This is a genomic window from Butyricicoccus sp. OF10-2, from assembly GCF_003481925.1.
Lineage (GTDB): Bacteria > Bacillota > Clostridia > Oscillospirales > Butyricicoccaceae > Agathobaculum > Agathobaculum butyriciproducens.
On the sequence record NZ_QUMC01000011.1, the window covers coordinates 22,340 to 45,447 of the forward strand.

Here is a 23,108-nt window from a genome sequence, read left to right on the forward strand (position 1 = left end):
GGGGTGATTCTCAAGAGGGTGGAAACCGCAGGTGTCTACCCTCTTGTGCGCCCGCGCGGCGTCAGCGCAGATTCCCTCGCTTCGCAAGTGCCCACTCCCGATGAGCATATCATCAAGATTGACAAATACCCGCAAAAAGGGTATACTAATCTTACCTGCGGGTATGGCGGAATTGGCAGACGCGCCAGATTTAGGTTCTGGTGTCCTCGACGTGCAGGTTCAAGTCCTGTTACCCGCACCATGACGAATGTTCTTACAGCATTTAGCTGTCAAAGAACATTCGCCATTTTTTATTTGCTAAATAGCGACATCACAGGGGGCGTAGTTCACAACTACGCCTTTTCTTGTATTCACCGACACATCAGGTGTCGGCAAAGGAAGTGCGCTTGGAATCTCGATGGTGCCCACGCAGTTGTAGTGAATGCGGAGCCGCTGCTCCCATACACCGTTGACCTTTTCTGCATTGAACACTTCGATTTTTTCCACCAGTTCATTCAGCATCCGGGGTGTCAGCTTTTTTGCTCTGGTGTACTTGCGAACCAGACTGATGAACATATCCGTTGTCATGGTACGGCTGCTCTGCTTTTCGATTTCGGAGCGGAGCTGTTTGATTTTCTCGGTCAGTTCCTTTTGCTCGTCCTCGTATCTCCGGGACATTCTGGAAAAGCGTTCGTCAGAGATTTTGCCGGAAACATTGTCCTCATAGATGCGCTCAAAGAGGCCGTCCAGTTCTTCATCACGGGCAAGGAGTGCTTTCAACTCTTTCTCTTTCAGCTTGCGGCCGGCTTCGTCCGCCTGCTGGGAGTGCCCGATAACAGCCTTCAAAAAGTCGTCCTCATAGAGGCTGGCAAACTTGGTCAGCCGCCGAATCTCGCCCAGCACCACTTCTTCCAGAAAGTCTACCCTGATGTAGTGGGTGGATTGGCAGGTGCCACGGTTGCCCTTGTAGTTGGAGCAGTTGAAATACTTGATTTCCGGGTTGCCCTGATTGAAGTGGAAGTGCAGATTGCAGCCGCAGTCTGCGCAGACAAGCAGGCCGGAGAACATATTGTGTTCTCCGTTGCTGGTACGGCGTTTGCGCATCTTTCCACGCTTCTGCTGTACCTGTTCAAACACGGCACGTTCAATAATGGGTTCGTGAACATCTTGGAACACCACCCAATTTTCTGGGTCGTTATGAATCCGCTTCTTGTTCTTGTAGGACTTGGAGTAGGTTTTGAAGTTCAGAACATCACCACAATACTCCTGCTGGTACAGAAGATGGGTAATCGTGGAGCCATTCCACTTGGTGGCGGGGCGCGTCTTGGTCTTTCCGGGACGGCCGATGCCTTTCTGAATCCAGTAGGCCTGTGGCGTCAGGATGCCTTCCTTTTCAAACTGGGTGGCAATCTGTTCCGTGCCAAAGCCTTCCAACGTCATATCAAAAATGCGCCGGACAACTTGTGCAGCCTCTTCATCAATGACCCAATGCTTGGGATTGTTCGGGTCCTTGATATACCCATAGGGAGGAAGTCCCATCGGTTCGCCGGAGTTGCCTTTGATTTTATTACTGATACGGCGTTTCTTGCTGATGTCGCGGGCATACCACTCATTGAACAGGTTTCGGATGGGTGCCAGTTCGTTTTCTCCCTCGGCCGTGTCGATGTTGTCCGAAACGGCAACAAGTCGGATGTCATGGTCTGGGAAAAATTCTTCTGTCAGCCGTCCGACCTCAATATAGTTTCGGCCCAGACGGGAAAGGTCTTTGACGAACACAGCAGAGGCTTTTCCTTGTTCAAGCTGCTGCATCATTTCAACGAAACCGGGACGGTTCATGGTCACGCCGGAAATGCCATCATCCAGAAAGTGAACCAGATTGGTATAGCCTTTTTCCTTTGCAACTTTGGTGAGCAGTTTCTTTTGGTTGCCGATGCTGTAACTCTCGCCCTCCAAATTATCATCACGGGAAAGACGCTCATAGAGAAAAGCGGTTGCTTCACGGGATTTCTTGTTACTCGACTGTTTCATACTCGCTCCTTTCTTGGGACAGTCGAATAGCAAATTCACTTGTACACCTATATTATAACACAATCCGCTTTCTCTGTCCGCTGCCTCCCGAAAGGTCATTATAATTTTTCGCTTTCGGATTTCATCAGCCGGAGAAGAACTTCTCCTAAGGTCTGGGAGCTTTCTTCTTTGAACACCGGCTCAACGATAAAGGAGCGATTGCCAATACGATAAGTCGAATCCAGAGTCAGTACCTCTGGATTTTTTGTTTTTTCAGGGTTTGTCTTTTTCGCTTGCATCGTAAAATCCCCTTTCTTAAAAATCAAAAAATGAGCCAACGGATGGCTGCTGGCAGCAGCCCACGGGAATCTCACCCCTGCATTCCTCATGCAGCCCTACTCATTGCCTGCGACGCTCTGAACGCTCGGACTTTGACGGTAAGGGAGTATCAGCCTGTCGGTATGTCATGGCCCGCAAGTAGCCGCGCTTGCATTGCGGCGTGGTGATGATCGCTCCACTTTTCAGAGAAAAGCATCATGGCGCACCCGCCGTCCGGCTCGATACAGACAGCAACGTATCCGTTTGCCCTATGATGCACCGCCGTTATCTTGCGGGCTTTCTTTATCAAGGAACAATAAGGCTTTGTCAGCCTGTAAAAGCATACCGTTTCCGATATGCTTTTACGGAACGACAAACAGCCCATAACGGGAAGCGTGGAAAGGGGTACACGCTCCCCGCATGGGCTTAAAGAGTTAGCCTACATGAAACGCAAGAGTGCGGGTAATAAGGCGCACTTGCAGCCTGTTACGCATTTCTTCGTCCACATAGGAGTAAGTATTGCCCGCGTCGTCTTTCAGTGTTCGGGTACAAAGTTTCGCTATGTAACCCTCGTAATGCTTCAAGATCGCGCACATGGCGTTTGTGTCGCCGTTTGCCGCTGCGGAAATGACAGGGAACGGCAACAGATTTTCAGATTTCCTAACGGTGTTCATCATCTGCTTTTCCCTCCAAATACTGTTTGATCTTCGCAAGCGCGGATTTCCTATGCCGGAAAACCGTCGTGCGTACAACATTCAGCAGTTCGCCAATTTCCGCGTCGCTCATATCCAAGAAGTAGGACAAGAGAACAATATCGCGTTTTCTTTCGGGCAAAGCGTTAAGGACTTCGGCAAGCAGTTCATTTTTGACGAGTACATCAAAGCCGGACACTTGAAAACGATAATAATCGCTTTCGTATTCGTCCGTCGTGAAAAGCTGCGCGAGTTCGCTTTCGCTCAAATCCGAAAAAGTTACTTCGCGGGCTGCGCGTTTCGCAAGGGTGCGGCGGTAGCTTTTCGCTTCGCCTACTAACGTTTTCTTTGCCAATGCGTCATACTGATGTTGTATTCTTTCCTTGTCGGAAGAAGATAGCTCCATAGAGTTCACCTCCTTCCCGCGTGGAGTAGAGGACGGGAGTTAAGGGCTTGTCCTCTCTGCCCCTTTCGCTCCGTACCCGTTCGGGAGATGGCTCTTGAGTGCGCTTTTCAGAAAAAAGTTGAAAAAAGCAAAATGCGCCCGTCCGCAAGACGCGGACGGGCGCAAAGGAAATGTAAGCAGTAGCTAAATGTATTGACAGTTCACATTCATAGCCGGAATATCCCGCTTGCGGAGCATAGCTTTTTTTGACCGCAAAGCATTAGGCGGGTTACAGTAAATAAAAATGGACACGGCGATACCTCCCCGATACCGCCGTATCCTTAAAAAAGGGCGACTTTAATACACTACCCGCAATCCATTCTATAATAGGGAACAGCGGCTTTTGCGCAATATTAAATAAAAAAGCCGATAACACATAGGTTTTTTGACCTAATGCGTTATCGGCTCTGCGTCTATGCGTCTGGCACTTTTAATCATTTTTTTTTGAATTTATTATATGTGTTAGCTAACTGTCCACAAGCCGCGTTAATCTCTCTGCCATGAGAAACTCTCATAGTAACTTCAAGTCCTGCTTGCTCTAATTGATGTTTGAATGCAACTATTTCCCGTTTCTGTGGTGCTTTAATTCTTGAATTGCTTGTTGGGTTGTATTGTAACACGTTAATCATAACTTTTTTGCCCCGAAACCATTTTGCAAGTTGTCTTACATCTGAGGGCCGGTCATTTATACCCGGTAAAAGCAAATACGCAAAGACAATTTTGCGATTATGCCTTTCAGAATAGGATAAGGCTTGCTTAACAACATCTTCAATAGCATATATGCGCATGTGAGGAATAATACGATTTCTTGCAGATTGTGTTGCTGCGTGTAAAGATATTGTCAACTGAATTTTAAGATGTTCCTCGCGCAATTTTTTTAATTGATCGACCGGACCAACTGTTGATATGGTAATGCCGTCGGTTGGAAAGTTGAGCCCATATCTATCTCGGAGAATATGGATTGCTTTTATCAAGTTGTCATAATTGAATAAAGGCTCTCCCATACCCATAAAAACGATACGGTTTACTTTTCGACGCAACAATATAATCTGTTGTACGATTTCTGACGATGTTAGATTACGAACAAAGCCATTTCGCCCGGACTCACAAAAAATACAACCAACAGGACAACCGACTTGTGTGCTCACGCAAACAGTTCCACCATCTCGCCGCTTGATAAAAACCGTTTCAATGTATTTGTTGTCTTTCAGTTCGTAAACATACTTTTCAGTATCACTGCTTTTGCAAATATTTTTTACCAACATTGATAGATTTTTTTTGCGTGGTAATTGCTTATATAATTCTTCATATAAGGCTTTTGCTTCATTCTCGCCAATAACTTCCGACATTTCTTTGTAAGTAAATCCGTATGGATCATTCCGTACTTCCGCAGGCGTATATTTAGGTAAACGTTTCATTTTTATATCCTTTCTTCTAAATAATAAAAGTTTGTTTTTCTGTATTTTTGATTACAATCTCTAATTTTTCTACATCAATGATATGCGTCAATTTGCATTTAGGGCAGAAAAGAGGAAAATCTTTTAATACAGTATTATGAAATACTTGAACTCTCGTCTTTCCGTTACAAATCGGACATTTTATCCAATATTTTTTAAGCATTATATTTCACTCGTCCTTTTTACACAAAAAAATGCAGGTCAATCCTCAACATGAGCATTGACCTGCATTTATAATGCACAGAGCAGTACAACAAAACTAAGGCATAGCTTGCACTATATCTATACGTCGTTAGTTTTTTGTATAGCATCCGCAAAATAAGCATGACAAAAAAGCCCATGTTGAAAATGGGAAAATCCTTTTTTTCAATGCTTATCTAATACGCATGCTATGCAACATAAACGCCGCCTCCTTTTACATAAATTTTATTTTATCAGAAAATCAGTCTACTGTCAATACACAACAGGAAGTATTTAACCTAATGATATGAATTGTGTGGACATATCCAAAAAGAAAGGTGAACTGTAAAATGTAACAGGGTGAATGAAAATGGCAAAAAGACCCGTACCATTGTACGACTTTAAGGCTTTCGGGGCAGCTATAAAAGCCGCGAGAAATGAATACGGCGAGAGCCGCAAAAAGGTAAGCGACGAGTTATATATTTCCCCGCGCTACCTTGCGAATATCGAGAACAAGGGACAACAGCCGAGTTTACAGGTATTCTATGACCTTGTAACCCGGTATCATATTTCGGTAGATCAATTTTTCTTCCCGAACAGCAATGCGGAGAAATCCACCGGGCGGCGGCAGCTTGACGCGCTGCTGGACGGTATGAGCGATAAAGGCATACGGATTGTAACCGCAACAGCAAGGGAGATAACGGAAGTCGAAAAAGCAGAGGATTAACCTCACAATATGAGAAACAGGAGATTGCAGCGAGCGCATGGCGGCTGCAATCTTTTTTTGCGTCCAAAATTAAAGGAACGCGCAACAAATACCGCCTTTCGGTGGGGGGTATGGAGTAGATAGCAAGCATAGGGAGTGTAGCCACTCCCGGCAAAAATGCTTGCTGGGGAGTACCCCAGACCCCCAAGAAACGAGGTGAAACTATGACGAACCGAACCCGAAAAATTGTTCTGCGTGTTCCCGTGACGCCGGAGGAACGGGAACTTATCCGGCAGAAGATGGCTCTGCTGCACACACGGAATTTTTCTGCATACGCCCGGAAGATGCTGATAGACGGTTATGTTGTCCACATCGACACCACCGACATCCGGGCGCAAACCGCCGAACTGCAAAAGATTGGTGTCAACGTCAATCAGATCGCGCGGCGGCTGAACAGCATGGGGCCGCTGTACACACAAGACGTTGCGGACATCAAGGGAGCATTGGCGCAGATATGGCAGTTACAAAGATACATCCTATCAAGTCAACGCTGAAAAAGGCATTGGACTACATCGAGAATCCGGCCAAGACGGACGAAAAAATGCTGGTGTCCTCCTTTGCCTGCTCCTACGAAACCGCCGACATCGAATTTGAACTGCTGCTGTCACAGGCCATGCAGAAAGGCAACAATCTGGCCCACCACTTGATACAGTCTTTTGCGCCGGGCGAAACCACGCCGGAGCAGGCCCACGAGATTGGTCGACAGCTTGCAGATGAAGTCCTGCAAGGAAAATATCCCTATGTACTGACCACGCACATTGACAAGGGGCACGTCCACAACCACATTATCTTTTGTGCAGTGGACATGGTGAATCAGCGCAAATATGTTTCTAACCGACAGAGTTATGCCTACATCCGGCGCACCAGCGACCGGCTGTGCAAGGAACATGGCCTGTCTGTGGTGATGCCCGGTCAAGACCGGGGCAAAAGCTATGCCGAGTGGGATGCACACCGCAAGGGCACGAGCTGGAAGGCGAAGCTGAAAACCGCCATAGATGCAGCCATCCCTCAGGCCAAGGATTTTGACGATTTTCTGCGGCTCCTGCAGGAGCAGGGCTATAAGGTCAAGCAGGGCAAGTACGTTTCGTTCCGTGCGCCCGGACAGGAACGGTTCACCCGCTGCAAAACGCTGGGCGAAGCCTACACCGAGGAAGCCATCATCGAACGCATCAAAGGGCGGTTCGTGGAGCGGAAGCCCAAAGAAAACCGCAAAATTTCGCTGCGGATTGATTTGGAGAACAGCATCAAGGCCCAGCAGTCCGCAGGGTATGAGAAGTGGGCAAAACTCCACAATCTGAAACAGGCGGCCCGGACGCTGAACTTCCTGACCGAGCATGAAATCGAAAGCTACCCGGATTTGGAAAGCCGGGTGGCCGAGATCACCGCCGCCAGCACCGAAGCTGCCGCCGCATTGAAAGCAGCAGAGCGCCGACTTGCTGAAATGGCCGTGCTGATAAAGGATGTCACCACCTGTAAAGAACTGCGCCCACTGTTGCAGGAGTATCAGCGGGCTGCTGACAAAAAGCAGTTCCGACGTAAACATGAAGGAACCTTGATTCTCTATGAAGCAGCGGCGAAAGCTCTAAAAGAGCAGGGCTTTCAAAAGCTGCCCGACCTCTACGCCCTGAAAGCCGAGTATAAGCAGCTGGCCGAGCAGAAAGACCAGATGCAGCGGCAGTACAATGATGCCAAACGCCAGATGCAGGAATATGGCATTATCAAGCAGAACGTGGACGGCATCCTGCGGACAGCACCGGGAAAGGAGCAGATGCAGGAACGGTAAATCTGCACAAAATATTGTTCGGATTTTTGAACCACAAACGCTTAGACCGGGTGGCGTTTCCACCCGAAATCATGTAAAATAGAACTAGACAACGAAAGCGAGGAACCCTCTATGGCAGAAGTGAACGATAACAGCTCTATCCAGCTTTTTGAAGATCAGAAAATCCGCACTGCATGGGATGCAGAAAAGGAAGAATGGTATTTTGCCATCGTTGATGTGATTGCTGTTCTGACTGACAGCGCAGACCCACAGAACTATTGGCGCGTTCTAAAAAAGCGTCTTAAAGACGAAGGAAATGAAACCATTACAAATTGTAATGGTTTGAAAATGACCGCTCCTGACGGCAAAAAGCGCAAAACGGATGTCGCTAACACTGAACAGCTCCTGCGCATCATCCAGTCTATCCCATCCCCAAAGGCTGAGCCGTTCAAGGCATGGCTGGCAATGGTAGGCAAAGAACGCATCGAGGAAACAATCGACCCGGAGCAAGCTATTGACCGTGCGCTTGATACCTATTTGAAGAAAGGCTACTCCGAAGAATGGATTCACCAGCGGCTTTTGGCAATCCGTATCCGAAACGAACTGACAGACGAATGGAAGAAGCGCGGGGTGCAAAAGGGCAAGGAGTACGCTATCCTGACCGACGAAATTTCCCGCGCATGGTCCGGCATGACCACAGGGCAGTACAAGCGGCTGAAAGGCCTGACAAAAGAAAATCTCCGGGATAACATGACTGATTTGGAACTTGTTTTGACGATGCTGGCCGAAGCCTCCACTACGGATATTTCCAAGACTGCAAAGCCGCAGACCTTTGAAGAAAACAAGCAGGTTGCCAAGCGTGGCGGCAAAGTGGCCGGCATTGCGCGGCAGGCTCTTGAAGCGGAAACCGGCAAGCCCGTTATCACAGAAAAGAATGCGTTTGACTTCCAGCAGCTTGTGACCGACATTGTAGAAGATGCCGCCGAACTGCCGGAAAATCCAACTGAGAAAAAAGATAAAGACTGATACATGAAAAATAGCCGGACACAGCAGCCACAAGACCACCGTGTCCGGCTATTTCTGTTCTGACAATGGCACATTACTTTTGCTGAAAATAATGTGCCATTGTCAAGATGGCGGTATCACTCACCCACAAAATCAAACCTCTGTCCGTCAAAGTCAGCGTCAGTCATACGCTCCAACTTTGCAATGGTACCGTTTGCCATCCGCCGCATTTCCGTGTTCATACCCGGCAGAGCGGTCAGCATTCGCGCCATCGTGCGGCGGCGGTCAGAGGTGTGGTACATACAGATCAAATTTTCTTCTTCCACGCTGAAATTCATGGTCAGACCTCCATTTCGTGTTGTTTGCTGCGGGCCGCTGCCTTTGTCGGGCTGGCAATCTGTTTCGTTTCGGAAAGCTGCTTGCAGACGGAAGCACGGGGCTTACGGATGCTCTTATCCCGATTCTCGTTTTTGTCAATCAGCGCGTAGATGCCAAAACGGTCTTTCACACTGGACAGGTGCAGGGATTTGTACGGCAGCATGGCAATCAGCTGGTTCGTGTCCCGACTGGATGCCAGCTTGGTAAAATAGGGCGATACCTCCACCATAAAATGATTCTTGTCCGGGCTGTTGGGAGCAGCCAGTCGCTTCATATCTGTTGCAATGCGCTGAGCCTCGGCCTCAATCAGCCAGTGTGCAGTTCCGCAAGGTGTTCTTTGAAATCACCGGGCCGTGCCGGTTCCCGGCTGCGCTGCTCCTGCCGGATGGCCGCTTGCAGAAGTTCCGGGTCACGGGGCTGCATTTCATACCGCACGAACTCTCCAAAATATTTGTCCGAGCGGCTGTTGAAATGCTCTTTGGGGCCAATTTCCCGCATCCCACTTTCGTAGATCAGGCGATTGGCACCCACAGGCAGAGCGGCATCCCGGATATGCTGGAAATGCTGCTGGTAGTCCAGTTCATACAGATTGCCTTGCACGGTTCCGTTGGCCGCACCGGTCAACTCCACTGCATAGGCAAGAATCCTGTCGTGGGTCTGTTCGCCGCAGAATTTCCATGTGTTGTAGGCTTGGGTATCTTTGAGCAGCACGTCTCGTTCCCGGAAACAGAATGTTCCAGAGGGCCGGGACAGCCACAACAGCAGTTTATCTTCCGGCTGGTCGCTGCGGGCAGCCTTCTGCAGCATCTTGATGTCAAAGGCAAAATCGCTCTGGTAGTATGCCGTATTCTGGTGCATAATAGCTTCCAGCGCAGCGATCACATCCATGTTTTCAAACTTCTGCACGGCTTACACCTCCAATTCCTTTGTCTTTTCTCGTGGCAGCGGTTGTTTGCTCTGCTCCTTTTTCGCGGCATCCAGCTGTGCCCGGATGGACGGCTTTTTCGGTTTGGCTGTGCGGGACTTCTTGGCTTTTGGTGCCTTTTCCTCGGCCTTGACTGCGGCGGCAAGGTCTGTCAGAGAAATTTGTTCTCCGGCTTTTGCTTTTGCCTCCAATTCGCCCAGAGATGGTGCGTTGTTCAACACACCATCAATCATATTTTCGTTTTGTTCCGTGGAAAGTTCTGCGGTGCGCAGCGGATTTTCCCGCAAGAACTCCGGCACCTGCTGGAAGCCCACACTGTCGCAGTAGTGGGCGGTGTCCTGCCCATTCTGGTGCAGCACCACCACATCCGAAACAGACAGCGAGTGTCCCTTAAAGTCTGCCGGATGGTCTACATTGAATGTACGGTAGATGTCCTCCAACGTGGTGCCAGCAGTCAGCGGTGCGGCGTATACTTCCGTATAGTTGGCCTTATCCACGGTCAAACCGGCAGCCTGCAGGCGGTCGTAGGGCTCAAAACGATACTCACGGGTGGAATCTTCATTGCGCAGCTGGTAGATGGAAAAGCTGTCCTGCTGCGGTGCTTCAAAGCCTGCCGCTGCGTATTCCTCTACGGTCATTCCGGCAGTCGCCGCTTCCTGCGCGATCTCGGCCTGCACCTGCGCCTTGTAGTTCTGCAAGCTCTGGTCAAAGTCAGCCAGCTTGGGCGGTTCCGGCAAGTTATACTGGCCTTGGTTGAGCAGCGGGCGGCAGTCCTGCACATAGGCCACAACAGTGTTGTAATAGGCAGCCTGTTCCGGCGAAATATTCTGTCCTTCCCGCAAAGCGGTGGTGGCCGTCTGCTCCATAGCCGAAAGATTGCAGTGCTGTTTGAGGTACGGAATAAACTCGGTCAGCACCATTTCCCGCTCTGCCTTGTCCTGCTCCCACGCTTCCGGGCCTTTGTTGTGCAGAACAAATTTTCCAGTTCTCGTCTTTGGCGTAGTATTCGTGGTAGCTCTGGATGTGCTGAATCAGAGAGCCGTCCCCGTCACCAAAATCCTGCCGCCCCTCGTAGTTATCGGGCTGGCCGTTCAGGGTAAAATCAATACGGAATGCGGTCTTGTCGTACCAGCCGCCCGTGTAGCCGTCCTTTTCCCGGTCCGTGTGCTGGGCGGTGTCCAGTTCTTCAAAAACACGATTCGCCACGGACAGCGGCATGATTTCGCCGTCCTGCAGCTTGTCGCTTTCGCTCCAAAGAATTGTGACCGTAGGTTCTGCGGCTGGGTCTGGAATTTTAACAGGTTCGGGAATTTCATTCGCTTTTTCTGCCGCCTCTTGGAACACCGCCAGCTTGTCACCCAACAAAACTTCCGACACCTTGGCTGTCTGCCCCAGCAGAGCAAGAGCTTCCGCTCCGGCATCCGGCAGGGTCAGACCGGGCGCGTCCAGCTGCCCACCGTCCAGAGCCGTGTGGTCCGGGCCATACAGAGTGTAGTCATAGCCGGAATCGCAGGTCTGGATGAACAGCGTATTGCCATTATCCAGTGCAAATGCGGCCTCCTGTGTAGCGGAAAGGTCTGCTTCCCGCTGCTGGCGAAGTTCTGCCAGATGTTCGTCCAGTGCGGAGATCAGCTCATGGGCCGCGCTGCGGATAATTTCCAGAGAGGCTTTCAGTTCGGCCAGTTCCCGGCCAGAACTCCACCCGGCCACATAGCCAAAGGAATACTCGGATGTGTCCAGCCCGTAGTACTGGCAAACAGCATAGGCCACACTTTCGGCCTGTACCTCGCGGGTGCGGCTGTCCGGGCGGTTAGTCTGTTCTGGGTCGTTCGGGTCGATGGCGTGCAGCTTTGCATGGGCAATCTCGTGGATGGCCGTTTTGATGGTTTGCAGCTGGCTCATGCCCTCTTGGATGGCAATGCGGTTGTCGAGCAGATGAAAGTACCCATGCGCGCCACCCTTGATGCCCTCAAACCCGATGGGCACGGGGGATGACTGCTCCAATGCCTTGAAAAGATCTTGGTAGTCCTGCACGCTGCCGGACAATTCATTCACCGCGATAGAGGGCAGAGGTTCGCCCTCGGTCTGGCTGACATCGAACACGGAAACCACCTTAAAGGCCGGAATCTGTACCGTCTTTTCCTCGGTCAGTGGCTTGCCGTCCTTGTCCAGAATCGGCTTGCCCTGTTCGTCCCGCTTTTCCATCTTCTGCTTGACCTTGTACGGCGCAGGAGCAAGGATTTTGATGCCTTTTTCGCCTTTCTTTACGGTGCGGTGGAACGTGTCTTTCCACTTGTTGAAGCCCGCCACCAGCTGGCCGCCCTGCATGGCGATCAGCAAGGTGTTGTTGAAGCTGTAATTGTGAAACTTCGCCATCGTGGTGAGGTAGGCTTTGTAGCGGTCGCTGTCGAACAGCTCTTGAATCCCTGTTTCCAGCCGGTCCGTAATTTCTTTCATCCGTTCCGCGCTGTCTTTGCCGTTCAGGATGATGGGGATAACTTTCTGCGGTTCCGTTTCAGGCTGAACAGGCGGCGGGATGTTGGCCGCATCCCGCAGGATTTCCGATGCAGGAAAAGACAGCACCCGGTATTCCTCTGGCACAGGCTGGCCTTCGTGGACTTTCTGCCACTCGTCCCCGCTTTTGACAAGGTAGCCGTACTGGGTAAATGCACCCTGCTCCTGCTGGGCCACATAGCGGCCAAACTGCGCCGTGTCGATGCCGCCTTTCCATTCTTCCGGCATATCCACCATGCCGGAACGGTTCAAGTAGTAGTCTCCCAGCTGGGCAGGGCCGCGCACATCCGGCAGATGCACATAATAGTCCACGTTTTCGGGAAAGTCGATGATTCTCCCGATGCTGGAAAGCTCACTCTGCGGGGCTTGCAGGGCGGCGTTCAGCTCTGCGCGTTCCCCGGCAGAGAGTGTTTCCAGTCGTGATGCAAGAAAGTTTAGTTCATCCACATTGGATGCCAGCACCATGTTGTAGGGGATGGCAAAACGCTTTTCTTCCTCGGCAAAATAGCCGGAAATGAAAAGGCCCTGCGGATTATCGGACGAAATGCCGATTTGCCGCAGGGCCGCTTGTACCTGTTCGGTTGTAGTGGGCAGGTCCAGCCAGACGCCATCTCCGCCTTGTTGCTGACGATTTTGCAGCTGGATGGAAAATAGTTCGCTCATTATCGCACGCTCCTTTCAAAGAACTGTCCCTATCCTACGGATAGAGAGAACCGGTTATGGCAAAATGAATGCTTCACCTTACCATAACCGGCCCTCGTATTTTTGCCTTACTCTTTGCGCTCTACCCGGTAATTGACGTACTTGCCTCCCGTATCTGCCAGAAGCACCGTTGCATCATAGGTTTTGCCTGTCTTTTCGGAGTAGAGGCCCTTGACCTTTGCCTTACCGTTTTTGAGCAGAGCAGCGGCGATCTTCGGCGTGAACGCCTTTTTGCGCTGCTCAAAGAAGCGGTCATTCTTCCACATCACGAACTGACAGCTACGATTCCCGCAGTAGAAGTTTTTCTTGCCCTCGTAGACGTTTTCACCACACCGGGGACACTTGCCGATAATAACCCGTTCCGACTGGAACAGGTTTTGTTTGTCCGCACTGATGCAGGAGTAGGTCTTGACCAGCCGACGCACCTGCGCTTCAATTTCGGCCATGAACTCGTCCGCGTCTGCATTGCCCTTGGCAATCTCGGTCAGGCGGTTTTCCCATTCAGCAGTCAGAGCGGGAGAGGTCAAACTTTCCGGCAGAACCACCGCCAGATTGATGCCGTCCTTGGTGGGCACCAGTTGCTTGCCCTTGCGCTGCACAAAGCCCATTTGCACCAATTTTTCCAGAATCGCGGCGCGGGTGGCGGGCGTACCCAGCCCCTTGCGTTCTGCGTTTTCCGGCATATCCTCGGCTCCGGCCCGCTCCATTGCTGACAGGAGTGTATCTTCCGTGTAGGCTTTCGGCGGGGACGTGAAATGTTCCGAAATATCAGATACAACAGAATAACTTTGTCCCTCGGTCAGTTCCGGCAGGGTGTTCAGGGTTTCTGTTTCTTCTTCGCCGTCTGCTTTCAGGGTGGAGCGGAACCTCTGGTCGATCTCTTTCCAACCGGGGACAAGCACGGTCTTTCCCTTGGCGGTGAACTCGTTCCCGGCGCAGGAGAACACAGCAGTCACAGTTTCGTACTCATGGGGCGCGGCTATCGCGCAGAGCAGTTTGGAGCAGACAAGGTTCAGCAGCTTGCATTCACTCTCGGCAAGACCGGTGAAACCCTGTTTTGCAAATTCGGACGTGGGAATGATGGCGTGGTGGTCCGATACCTTTTTGCTGTTCAGCACCCGGCCCACATCCGGGGTCAAGTCAAGCCCTTGGGCAAAGGGCAGCAGCCCCAGCAGGTCAGACACAAGATGTTGTGCTGTCTGGCCCATATCCTCGGTCAGATATTGGCTGTCGGTGCGGGGATAGGTCAGCAGTTTCTTTTCGTAAAGCTGCTGGGCATAGTCAAGGGTCTGCTTTGCCGTGAAGCCAAATAGACGGTTCGCCTCCCGCTGCAAGGTGGTCAGGTCATAGAGCTTGGGCGGCTGTTCTGTCTTTTTCTCCCGCTTGACAGAAGTACAGACGGCAACTGCACCCGTGCATTTTTCTTTGAGAAAATTTGCGGTTTCTGCATCCGAAATGCGTCCGCTGCCCGCTTTCAGGCTGCCGGACTGGATGCCGACCGTGTAATACTTTTCTTTCTGGAAGCGCAGGATTTTTGCATCCCGGTCCACCAGCATTTTCAGTGTCGGGGTCTGCACCCGGCCTACCGTCAGGGTTTTGTGGTACAGCACCGAAAACAGCCGTGTTGCATTGATGCCCACCAGCCAATCTGCTTTTGCACGGCAGAGGGCCGATTGGTACAGCGCATCGTAATCCGAATCCGGGCGCAGGTTTGCAAAGCCCTCCCGGATGGCGGCATCCTCCATGCTGGAAACCCAGAGCCGCTTCACAGGTTTCGTGCAGCCGGCCATTTGGTAGACAAAGCGGAAGATAAGTTCTCCCTCCCGGCCTGCGTCGGTCGCGGCGGTCACACTGTCCACATCCGGGCGGTTGAGCAGAGAGCGCACAATTTCAAACTGCTGTTTCTTTTCGTCCGGGACAATGAACTGCCACGGCTGGGGCAGGATGGGCAAATCCTCATACCGCCACTTACAGTATTTTTCATCGTACTGGCCCGCCTCGGCAAAGGACACCAGATGCCCGATGCACCAGCTGACAAGATACCCGCCGCCCTGCCAGTAGCCGTTTTGCTTTTCATCGGCCCCGATCACGGCGGCAATGCTGCGGGCAACACTGGGCTTTTCGGCGATCACCAGCTGAAAGCTCATGTTTCGTCCTCCTGTCCGTCCTCTGAGTGAATTTCGATTTCAGCCGGTTCCTCGTCTGCATCCTCGTCCTCGCCAAAATCGTATTCGTCCAGATCATCGTGCCCGGTGGTGTCGGCCTTGGGTTTGCGGAACTTGAAATAATAGAGGGCCGCGCCGCCGCCCGCCAGAGCCAGCACCAGCAGGATCATCAGACTGCCCATGTTGGACTTGGGCTTTTCCTCCGGCGTTTCGGTGTCAGTTTTCACAGCTTCCGGGGCCGTGCAGTTGCGCAGGCTCTTTTCACACAAGGGGCAGTTTTCGTTGACGTTTCCGGCCTCACATTTCACGGTGCAGGTGCAGAACTCGGTGTCCTGCGGTTCTTCATCCAGCAGGGCCAGCAAGTCGGCATCGTCCACTTGGTTCAGGAAGTGGACAGAGGTTTCCTTATCCTCATTGGCACGGTCAATGAGGATGTAAAATAATTCCCGGCTTTGGTGGTCACGGTGATAAGCTGTTTGTCCCCGTAGAAATCATCCACCAGTGTTGCGTTGCCTTTGGGCGTGATAGGTACACCCTCCGGCTCCATGCCGCCAGTGGTAGTTTTCTCGTCCAGAATTTCTGGCAGAGGTTCCGGGGCTGGGTCAGAGCCGCTTGCGAAAGCGGGCATAGAAAAGGAGCAGAGGCAGAGCAGGATAGCCAGCAGCCCAGCTGCAAAACGGCGGTTCCAATCAGGTTTCATCGGCGGCATCCTCCTGTTTGTGGTACGGGGTGACAGTGGGTGCAGCGTTCAGCGCACCGCTGCGCAGAAAAGCCGCAAACTCGTCCGGCTTCATGTTCATGCTGCGCACCAGCTGAATGATCTGCAAATTTTCCTGTTCAGTTTTTGCAGCCTCCAGTTCTTTCAACTGCTGCTGGTATTCAGAGATCTTTTCTTTGAGCCGTTCAATGTCGCGCTCAATGCGGGAAAGTCTTTTTGCCATACAAAATCCTTTCTGGCGTCACGGTAAACGCCCATAGCTGTAAAAATGTTCCTGCCAATATTTTGAGTTGAGGTTTGTGTAAGAGATAGGGTCGCCGCAGTGCAGCATGATGGAATTGCCTACATAGATACCGCAATGGCTCACGCCGGGGGTATCGTAGGTCCCCTTGAAAAATACAAGGTCGCCCGGTTTGACCTGCGCCGTCGAAACAGGGGTGCAGAGATTGTAAAGGCCTTGTGCGGTCTGGCGGCCCACGTTCCAGCCGGAGTGATTCAGCACCCACGAAATGTAGCCGCTGCAATCAAAGCTGGTGCTGGGGGAGCTGCCACCCCACACATACGGGTAGCCGATGTACTTCGTGGCTTCCTCCATCATGGCGGCAAACCTATCATCCTTTAGTGCTTCCGGGGGAATATCGTAGTAGGTGGGCTGCTTGATGGTGGACGCATTGGGGTACTGCGCTTTGCCAAACAAATCCGGCCGGTTGCCCAGTGTGCGCATATAGAGCGAATAGGCACTGAGCTGTTCTTCGGTCAGTACTTCCACGGGTAGGTGGGACAAATCTTTGTTCTTCAGCTTGACCGTGCAGATGTAGTATTCATACGGTTCTTGATAGGTGATAACCTGCGGCACACCATACGGGCCAATAATGACCATCATTTTTGTGCGGTAACGTATCTGCATGGTCACAGTCTCGGTCAGGATATATTGCTTTTCAAAGAGCATTTCAAGTTCACTCTGCACCTCGGCCAATGTAAAAACGCCATCATGGAGCGCGGACAAAATCGAGATCAGCACATAGGGGTCATGCTCGATTTCGTCCAGATAAAAATGGTATTCATCGTAGTTGTGGGTGGCCTCGTAGGTGTCGAGATACCGTTGCAGTTTTTGTTCCAGCTTGGCGTAGGCTTTCTCTGCACCCAGCATATCCTTGTCCTTGGAAAAGTAAGAGGATGCCGTCACGCCGGTTCCAGCGGTGCCCGCCATCACGGTGCAGGACTGCAAACCCGTTATCAGGAGCAGAGCCAGCAGACCGAACACCGCCACGATCAGAATGGTTTTCCAGTTCTGGGCCGCAAATTCGGCCACCCGTTCGCCGCCCTCGGCCGCCAGCTTTGTTACCCGGAAACCGTTCTCTGCGGTGGCGGCTGCACCCTGCGCGGCGGCTTGTCCGGCCTGCCGTGCAGCTTTGGCATACTGCTGTTTGATACGCCGTTTCTGCCACATCCGGGAAATGGGGTTGCTGGCCGCCTGTGCAATTTGCGGATTGTCCCGCAAGGATTTCTGGTAAAAGTATTCTGCATTGGCAGACATGAGCTGACGCTCTGCCTTTTCCACGGCCTTGTAGGGCTTCATCTTGTGGTGCCGGATGCCGCTGCGGATGACCTTGGCGGTCTGATGCTCCACCAGTTCTTCACCCTTGTGGCCACCCTCCACACCCACATTTTCGTGTTCGACTTCATGGATTTTTCCGTGAGCGAACAGCAACGCTTCCGATAGCGGGCGGCTGGCCGGGTTTGGTTTCAGGCTTGGTGGGCCTTTGTCCTGCTGCTCAAAGCGCAGGGTGGATTTTGCCTTGCCGTTGGCAGCATCATAGACTCTTTCCTTGACCGGGACACGCTTTTTCGGCAGAGCGGCGCGGGCTGAATCCAGCTTGTCAGCCTTTGCATCCGCTTTTTGAATAAACGGCTGCAACGCCGGGTCTGCCCGTTCTTCCTCGGTCAATTCCAAACGGGCAGCGGAACGGTGCAGGCCATCTTCGCTTTCGGCGGTGGCCGCTGTTTCTGCTGCCTTTTTCGCTTTCTTTTTATTTTTATGCCCGTCCTTGATGTCCTCGGCCCGTTCCAGAATTTTTTCGGCCTTGCCCTCGGCATCCGTGGAGTAGTCCTGTTCCGCTTCCCGACTGGAAACATTCTCTACAGTGCCGTCCGCTTGATTTTCCACCACCAGACCGTCACGGGTCATGGTCTGGGTGACTTTGGCTTTTGCCTGCAATTCTTTCAAAGTTCTTCACCTCCCATCGGACAGCGGCCCGTTTCGATGTCTGCAATGTATTTGAGAATCGGGAACACCTGCGGCGGCGAAACCGCATTGCCCAGCGTTTTCATCCGCTTGCTGCGGTTCGGCACCTCTTCGGTCAAACGCGGGATGTCGGCGGGTTCTTCGGCCCAAAGGGAATGTCCGTCCATTTGCGCGGGAAACCCATCAGCCACTCTACCCAGTCCGGGTTGAGGTAGGGCTTTTCCAGCGTGGTGGGGGTCATCCGGTAGACCACATGGGAAAGCCGCGCCGTCCACGCTTTGCCATCCTTGTTCATCTTGCGATAGCTGCCATTCGCAGAGATTTGGATGTCCAGCCCCTTGCCCACATCCCCGGTGTCGCTGGCAAGGGGTGTGGGAAGCAGCGGAGCCGATGATGAATACCCGTTTCCGTTCGTGCCACGCGCCAACGGCAGCAGCAGGTAATACGAAAACCCGAACATCGTAACCTGCCTGCTCCAAGTCAATGAGCGTTTTGTCGACCCCCATACGGAGGAAGCCAGCAACATTTTCTCCAAGCACCCAACGGGGCTGCAATTCCCGGATAACCCGCAGCATTTCGGGCCAGAGGTAGCGTTCATCGTGGAAGCCGCGCTGCCTCCCTGCGGTGGAGAACGGCTGGCACGGGAAACCACCTGAAATGAGGGTGACGGTGCGAAGTCCTGTTTTTTCAAAGAAAGCCTCCTTTGTTACGGTGGTGATGTCCTGAAATCGGGGCACCTCCGGCCAGTGGCTTGCCAGCACAGCGGCGGGGAAGGCTGCCCACTCGCATTGACAGACAGAGGTGAAACCCGCTGCTTCTGCGGCTAGGTCGATGCCGCCGATGCCGGAAAACAAGCTGAAATGTGTTAGGCTCATAGCTCCACCACCTCGTTGAGCCGGGTGGTCATGATCTTATAGAGCTGGGTGTTTTTCGGGATGGGGTTTGAGAACGGCAACACCATGTTCTCAAAAATCAGCAGTCCTTCGCCCGGTTCGGAATTGTCGATGTACTTCTGCTGGTCTGCGGAGAGGTTCAGCCGTTCCGAAAGGATTTTGCGGTCGCCGGATGCCTGATTCAGCAGCGTGATGAAGTCGCTGTTTTCCAGAATGTTTTCAATCTCCGGGGAAGAAAGAAGGTCTTTCACATTCTGGGTGGCGCCCGTGGGCACACCGCCCCATTTGCGGAAGCGTTTCCAGATTTCTGCGGAATACGCAGCGGTCTGTTCCTCTTTCAAGAGCAAGTGGAACTCGTCTGCAAAATACCATGTAGCCCGGCCTTGGCTGCGGTTCTGGGTGACGCGGCCCCATATCTGGTCCTGAATAATGAGCATCCCCAATTTTTTTAACTGCTTGCCTAACTCTTTGATGTCAAAGGCCACGAGCCGGTTGTGGATGTCCACATTCGTTTTGTGGTTGAAAACGTTCAGCGAGCCGGATACATACAGGTCGAGTGCCTGCGCCACCCGGTCCGCTTCCGGCAAGTGCTGGTCGAGCAGGGCTTGGTGGAGGTCAGACAAAATCGGCATATTCTCCGGGCTGGGATTCGCCAGATAGGGGCGGTAGATGGCTTTCACGGCACGGTCTATCACGGTGCGTTCAATCGCTTCCAGACCTGTTTTGCCGCCCATGACCAGCTCACAGAACGACAGCACAAAATCCGACTTCAAGGCCAGCGGGCTGTCATCTTCGGAATAATTCAGGTTGATGTCCAGAGGATTCACGTAGTCCTTGCTGGTGGGCGAAAGTTTGATGACCTGCCCATGCAGCCGCTTGACCAGCGGATAATACTCGGCCTCTGGGTCTGAAATAAAAATATCGTCAGCAGTCGTTAAAAACACACTGACGATTTCAGACTTGCAGCTCATGGATTTGCCGCTGCCGGGCGTGCCCAGCTTCAAGCCGTTGGGACACCGGGCCTGCTTGCGGTCCAGCATGATCATGTTGTGGGATTTTGCGTTGATTCCGTAGTACATGGCCGCACCGCTCTGGAAAAGCTCCTGCGTGACAAAGGGCACGAACACCGCCACGTTGGAGGTGGTAAGGCTGCGCTGAATCTTTATCTGGTTGATACCCAGCGGAAGGCTGGATACAAGGCCCTGTTCCTGCTGGTAGTCCAGCCGGACAAGAGAGCAGTTGTACTTCTGCGCCACGCCCGCCGCTTGGAACACATCGTTGCCCAGCTTTTGCTTGGTGTCGGCCACGTTCAGCACTAAAAAGGTCAGCATGAACAATCGCTCATTTCTTGTTTGCAGCTTGTTCAGCAGCTTTTTGGCGTCCTCGCCGTAGGTGGCAAGGTCGCTGGGGAGGATGTCCATGTCGTACCCGGAACGGACAGCCTTTTTCTGCTCCTGAATCTTCATGGCATCAAGGTCTGTTATCTTCCGCTTGATGGTTTTGATGGCCTCGGTCTGGTCGATGGCCTGCACATGGAGATTGACGAGAATCCCGCTTTCGGTTTTGAGGAAGTCGGCCAGCATTTCGTCCGAAAGTTCCGGCGCAAGGATTTGTAAAAAGCTCACAGCTCCATACTTGCCGCCCAAACCAAAGGTTTTGGCCGTACCGAAACAGAGGGAGGACGGGGCCACAAAATCCTTGGTAGACAGGCCGGAGGGTGCCAGCCAGTCCCATTCAAAGCGGAACGGTTCGCAGTCCGGGTGGAAGATGCCGTGCAGCACCTCCAAACGCTCCTGCCCGTCCATAACGTGTGCCACACAGCCCATGGTCTTGAAGTAGCCCAGCAGGTCAAGGCCAATGCGGGTCAGCCGAGCCCGCGCCGTTTTCAGGCTGTCGGCCTCGATGGTGAACGTCAGGTACTTGGTTTTGACAATGCCGTTGTTTCCGCTGGCAAGCTGCTTTTGCAGGATGGCGGTGTACTCGGCGCGGATGTCGTCAAAATCATCCCTCTGCGGTGCAATCTCAAAACTTTTTGCGTACTGCACCGGGTCAACTTTGCGATTCAAAAACGAAAGCTGCACATGGATGGAGGCATCCACATAGTTGTAGAGGTCGCACAGGTGTTCAAAGATGGCAGTTCGGGCCTCCGGCTGGGCCAGCTGATAGCTGATGTCCTCAAAGGTAATGCACTTGGAGAACGTGCGGCGGTCAATGCGGCACACACCGTCCGGGTAGATGGCCTCATACGGGATGGTGGCCTGTGCCGTGCGGAGCTTGCCGTCACCCTTGTACTTGCGGATGACGGCATCAATTTCTTTTTTCTGGGCGCGGGTGAGCTTTTTGGGCTTTTCGGTTTCGCGGGGTATCGTTTTTCTGGACAATGGCCTTTACCTCCTGTTCCATTTGGTATTGCCGCACAAGGGCGGCGTAAGCATTGTTGGTCTGATAGGGCCTTTCCTTGGGACGGATAAAGCAGCACTGAATCATTTGCTGAATCACTACTTCAAGGGGCTGGCCGTGCCGCTCGAACAGAGCGAACAGCAGCCCCGGCAGCATGGCAAAAATCATCAGCAGGGCCGCTGCACTGTTGGAAAGATAGTTCCGGGCCAAAAAATAAAGCGGTCCGCCCGTTAAAAGCGCACCGCCGAAGCAGACCAGCTGCCGCTTGGTCAGCCCGAATAAGACTTTGGATTTTACGTGGGTCAAATCTTTGGGAACGGTCACATACGCCATTCAAACGCTCCTTTCTCAATGGGCACCAAACACCGACTTGCTGATGCTGCCGGTCTTGAACAGACAGAAACAGAGCAGAACGGTATAGCCCATGCAGCCCCAGATAGCCCCGGCAATGTCCGCTGCACCTGAAATGTTGCGTATCAGCACCGCATAGATGCCCACGACAATCATAATCAGGAACGCTTGGAAGCCTAACGCCAAAAGCGATTTCAAATAGTTCTGCCCGGTGCTGCGCCACTCGCTGCTGCCCATGGTCGCCAGCGGGATAGGCCCCAGTGCGGTCACAACGTAAATCTCAATCATGCGGCCGTAGGTCACAAGGAAGATGCAGATGGAAAGGATGTTCATGGTCAGGCCCACCACAAGGGTCTGGAACCACAGGCTGAGCAGACTGCCAATGGTCATGCTTTCCAGCTGAAATTCCAGTCCGGGTATCAGGCGGTCAAAGTGGATGGATGTTTCACCGATGATAACGCCGGAACTTTGATTGACAACGCTCTGGGTGGCATCGAACACGCCCATGACGATGTTCCATGTGTTGCTGACAATGAGGATGGCAAAGGCAGACTTGAAAATCCAGCGGAAGAACATGGAGGTGTCAAAGTCGTGCATATTGTTCTTTTCGGTAATCATCTGGATAAGCTCATGGCACATCACAAGGGCAAGGATGGCCGCTGCAATGGGTAGCACTACCGTTTCGGAAAGACTGCGCAGCATATTGAAAATGCCGCTATTCCATGCCTGCGGGGTAGAACCGACATCCGAAGCGATTTCGCCCACCTTGGCGTTCACGTTATCGAACAGGCCGGAGAGGTTGCCCGTGATGCCATCTATCAAAATGCCTTTTATCCATTTCTCGATGATCTCACTAATCAAGCAAAGATACCTCCTTTCCCGCGCCCTCCCATGTGAGCGGGAGAGCGCGGTGGGGTCTCAAAGGTGGATGTACGGATAAGTTGAGGTTAGCCCAGCAGCCCGGACAGCAGCGGGACAAGGGTCACGCCGATCAGGCAACGCCGCCGCCCGCGACCAGCTGCTTCACGCCCTGGCTCTTGCTGCCGGGGTTATCCTGTCCATAGCCCTCCAACAGGTTGATGCCACCCCAGACACACAGGGCACCGCCCAGACCGACCACAATCGTCTGCAAAGTATCAACTGCGCTGTTGAAAAATTCCATAAGGTCCTCACTTTCTGCCGCTTGTTCTGCGGCACTCAAAAATT

The 23,108-nt window shown here is 52.4% G+C and carries 20 protein-coding genes, 1 tRNA gene and 3 pseudogenes; 5 read left to right on the forward strand and 19 right to left on the reverse strand.

Annotated elements, in window-relative coordinates; genetic code table 11:
* The first annotated feature begins 157 nt into the window (after window positions 1-157).
* Window positions 158-241, forward strand: a tRNA-Leu gene (locus tag DXB00_RS07435).
* 56 nt (window positions 242-297) lie between these two features.
* On the opposite strand, the gene DXB00_RS07440 is transcribed toward DXB00_RS07435, so the two are convergent.
* From DXB00_RS07440 to DXB00_RS07470, 6 genes are all read right to left on the reverse strand, one after another.
* Window positions 298-2,007 (reverse strand): recombinase family protein, encoded by a 1,710-nt coding sequence (locus tag DXB00_RS07440; RefSeq protein WP_119214707.1) that lies wholly within the window; start codon window positions 2,005-2,007, stop codon window positions 298-300.
* 98 nt (window positions 2,008-2,105) lie between these two features.
* Window positions 2,106-2,375 carry a hypothetical protein gene (locus DXB00_RS07445; protein WP_119214708.1) on the reverse strand — a complete coding sequence of 90 codons (270 nt, stop codon included), beginning with the start codon at window positions 2,373-2,375 and terminating at the stop codon, window positions 2,106-2,108.
* 363 nt (window positions 2,376-2,738) lie between these two features.
* A complete protein-coding gene (locus DXB00_RS07455) occupies window positions 2,739-2,981 on the reverse strand; it encodes a helix-turn-helix domain-containing protein (RefSeq protein WP_003431293.1) in 243 nt (80 codons plus the stop codon).
* Window positions 2,965-3,402, reverse strand: coding sequence for a sigma-70 family RNA polymerase sigma factor (locus DXB00_RS07460; protein ID WP_097769850.1), 438 nt, complete (start codon window positions 3,400-3,402; stop codon window positions 2,965-2,967). The genes DXB00_RS07455 and DXB00_RS07460 overlap by 17 nt, the downstream gene beginning before the upstream one ends.
* Window positions 3,403-3,875: 473 nt before the next feature.
* Window positions 3,876-4,859, reverse strand: coding sequence for a 23S rRNA (adenine(2503)-C(2))-methyltransferase RlmN (gene rlmN, locus DXB00_RS07465; protein ID WP_002584956.1), 984 nt, complete (start codon window positions 4,857-4,859; stop codon window positions 3,876-3,878).
* A gap of 16 nt (window positions 4,860-4,875) precedes the next feature.
* Window positions 4,876-5,061: a cysteine-rich KTR domain-containing protein gene (locus tag DXB00_RS07470; RefSeq protein WP_003431289.1), complete on the reverse strand. Its 186-nt coding sequence runs from the start codon at window positions 5,059-5,061 to the stop codon at window positions 4,876-4,878.
* Between the two features lie 387 nt (window positions 5,062-5,448).
* Between DXB00_RS07470 and DXB00_RS07475 the strand changes: the two genes are divergently transcribed.
* From DXB00_RS07475 to DXB00_RS07490, 4 genes are all read left to right on the forward strand, one after another.
* Window positions 5,449-5,805, forward strand: coding sequence for a helix-turn-helix transcriptional regulator (locus tag DXB00_RS07475; protein ID WP_002584957.1), 357 nt, complete (start codon window positions 5,449-5,451; stop codon window positions 5,803-5,805).
* A 203-nt stretch (window positions 5,806-6,008) separates the two neighbouring features.
* On the forward strand, window positions 6,009-6,338 hold the full coding sequence (locus DXB00_RS07480) for a plasmid mobilization protein (RefSeq protein WP_097793304.1): 330 nt from the start codon (window positions 6,009-6,011) through the stop codon (window positions 6,336-6,338).
* Window positions 6,299-7,627: a relaxase/mobilization nuclease domain-containing protein gene (locus DXB00_RS07485; protein ID WP_119214709.1), complete on the forward strand. Its 1,329-nt coding sequence runs from the start codon at window positions 6,299-6,301 to the stop codon at window positions 7,625-7,627. The genes DXB00_RS07480 and DXB00_RS07485 overlap by 40 nt, the downstream gene beginning before the upstream one ends.
* Window positions 7,628-7,738: 111 nt before the next feature.
* Entirely contained in the window at window positions 7,739-8,632 is an 894-nt protein-coding gene (locus DXB00_RS07490; RefSeq protein ID WP_005938463.1) for a BRO-N domain-containing protein, read from the forward strand.
* Window positions 8,633-8,748: 116 nt separating this feature from the next.
* Here the strand turns inward: DXB00_RS07490 and DXB00_RS07495 are convergent, their stop codons facing one another.
* The 13 genes and pseudogenes from DXB00_RS07495 to DXB00_RS07550 form a co-directional block, all read right to left on the reverse strand.
* Window positions 8,749-8,949 (reverse strand): transposon-transfer assisting family protein, encoded by a 201-nt coding sequence (locus DXB00_RS07495; protein WP_119214710.1) that lies wholly within the window; start codon window positions 8,947-8,949, stop codon window positions 8,749-8,751.
* 2 nt (window positions 8,950-8,951) lie between these two features.
* Window positions 8,952-9,263: a hypothetical protein gene (locus DXB00_RS18160; RefSeq protein ID WP_442861364.1), complete on the reverse strand. Its 312-nt coding sequence runs from the start codon at window positions 9,261-9,263 to the stop codon at window positions 8,952-8,954.
* 32 nt (window positions 9,264-9,295) lie between these two features.
* Entirely contained in the window at window positions 9,296-9,895 is a 600-nt protein-coding gene (locus tag DXB00_RS18165) for a hypothetical protein (RefSeq protein WP_442861365.1), read from the reverse strand.
* Window positions 9,896-9,898: 3 nt separating this feature from the next.
* Window positions 9,899-13,091, reverse strand: a pseudogene (locus DXB00_RS07505) (YodL domain-containing protein).
* 107 nt (window positions 13,092-13,198) lie between these two features.
* Window positions 13,199-15,277, reverse strand: coding sequence for a DNA topoisomerase 3 (locus DXB00_RS07510; RefSeq protein ID WP_119214711.1), 2,079 nt, complete (start codon window positions 15,275-15,277; stop codon window positions 13,199-13,201).
* Window positions 15,274-15,995 (reverse strand): annotated as a pseudogene (locus DXB00_RS07515) (DUF4366 domain-containing protein). The gene DXB00_RS07510 and the pseudogene DXB00_RS07515 overlap by 4 nt, the downstream one beginning before the upstream one ends.
* Window positions 15,985-16,236 (reverse strand): DUF4315 family protein, encoded by a 252-nt coding sequence (locus DXB00_RS07520; RefSeq protein ID WP_097777297.1) that lies wholly within the window; start codon window positions 16,234-16,236, stop codon window positions 15,985-15,987. Before DXB00_RS07520 ends, DXB00_RS07515 begins: the two are co-directional and overlap by 11 nt.
* Before the next feature lie 18 nt (window positions 16,237-16,254).
* Entirely contained in the window at window positions 16,255-18,240 is a 1,986-nt protein-coding gene (locus DXB00_RS07525) for a C40 family peptidase (RefSeq protein WP_119214712.1), read from the reverse strand.
* Entirely contained in the window at window positions 18,237-19,133 is an 897-nt protein-coding gene (locus DXB00_RS07530; RefSeq protein ID WP_119214713.1) for a DNA cytosine methyltransferase, read from the reverse strand. The genes DXB00_RS07525 and DXB00_RS07530 overlap by 4 nt, the downstream gene beginning before the upstream one ends.
* Complete coding sequence (locus tag DXB00_RS07535) at window positions 19,130-21,532, reverse strand: VirB4-like conjugal transfer ATPase, CD1110 family (protein ID WP_119214714.1); 2,403 nt, start codon at window positions 21,530-21,532, stop codon at window positions 19,130-19,132. The genes DXB00_RS07530 and DXB00_RS07535 overlap by 4 nt, the downstream gene beginning before the upstream one ends.
* Window positions 21,459-21,884: a PrgI family protein gene (locus tag DXB00_RS07540; RefSeq protein ID WP_008982752.1), complete on the reverse strand. Its 426-nt coding sequence runs from the start codon at window positions 21,882-21,884 to the stop codon at window positions 21,459-21,461. Before DXB00_RS07540 ends, DXB00_RS07535 begins: the two co-directional genes overlap by 74 nt.
* Before the next feature lie 15 nt (window positions 21,885-21,899).
* On the reverse strand, window positions 21,900-22,763 hold the full coding sequence (locus DXB00_RS07545) for a VirB6/TrbL-like conjugal transfer protein, CD1112 family (RefSeq protein ID WP_005927770.1): 864 nt from the start codon (window positions 22,761-22,763) through the stop codon (window positions 21,900-21,902).
* An 86-nt stretch (window positions 22,764-22,849) separates the two neighbouring features.
* Window positions 22,850-23,064 (reverse strand): annotated as a pseudogene (locus tag DXB00_RS07550) (Maff2 family mobile element protein).
* Between the last annotated feature and the right edge of the window lie 44 nt (window positions 23,065-23,108).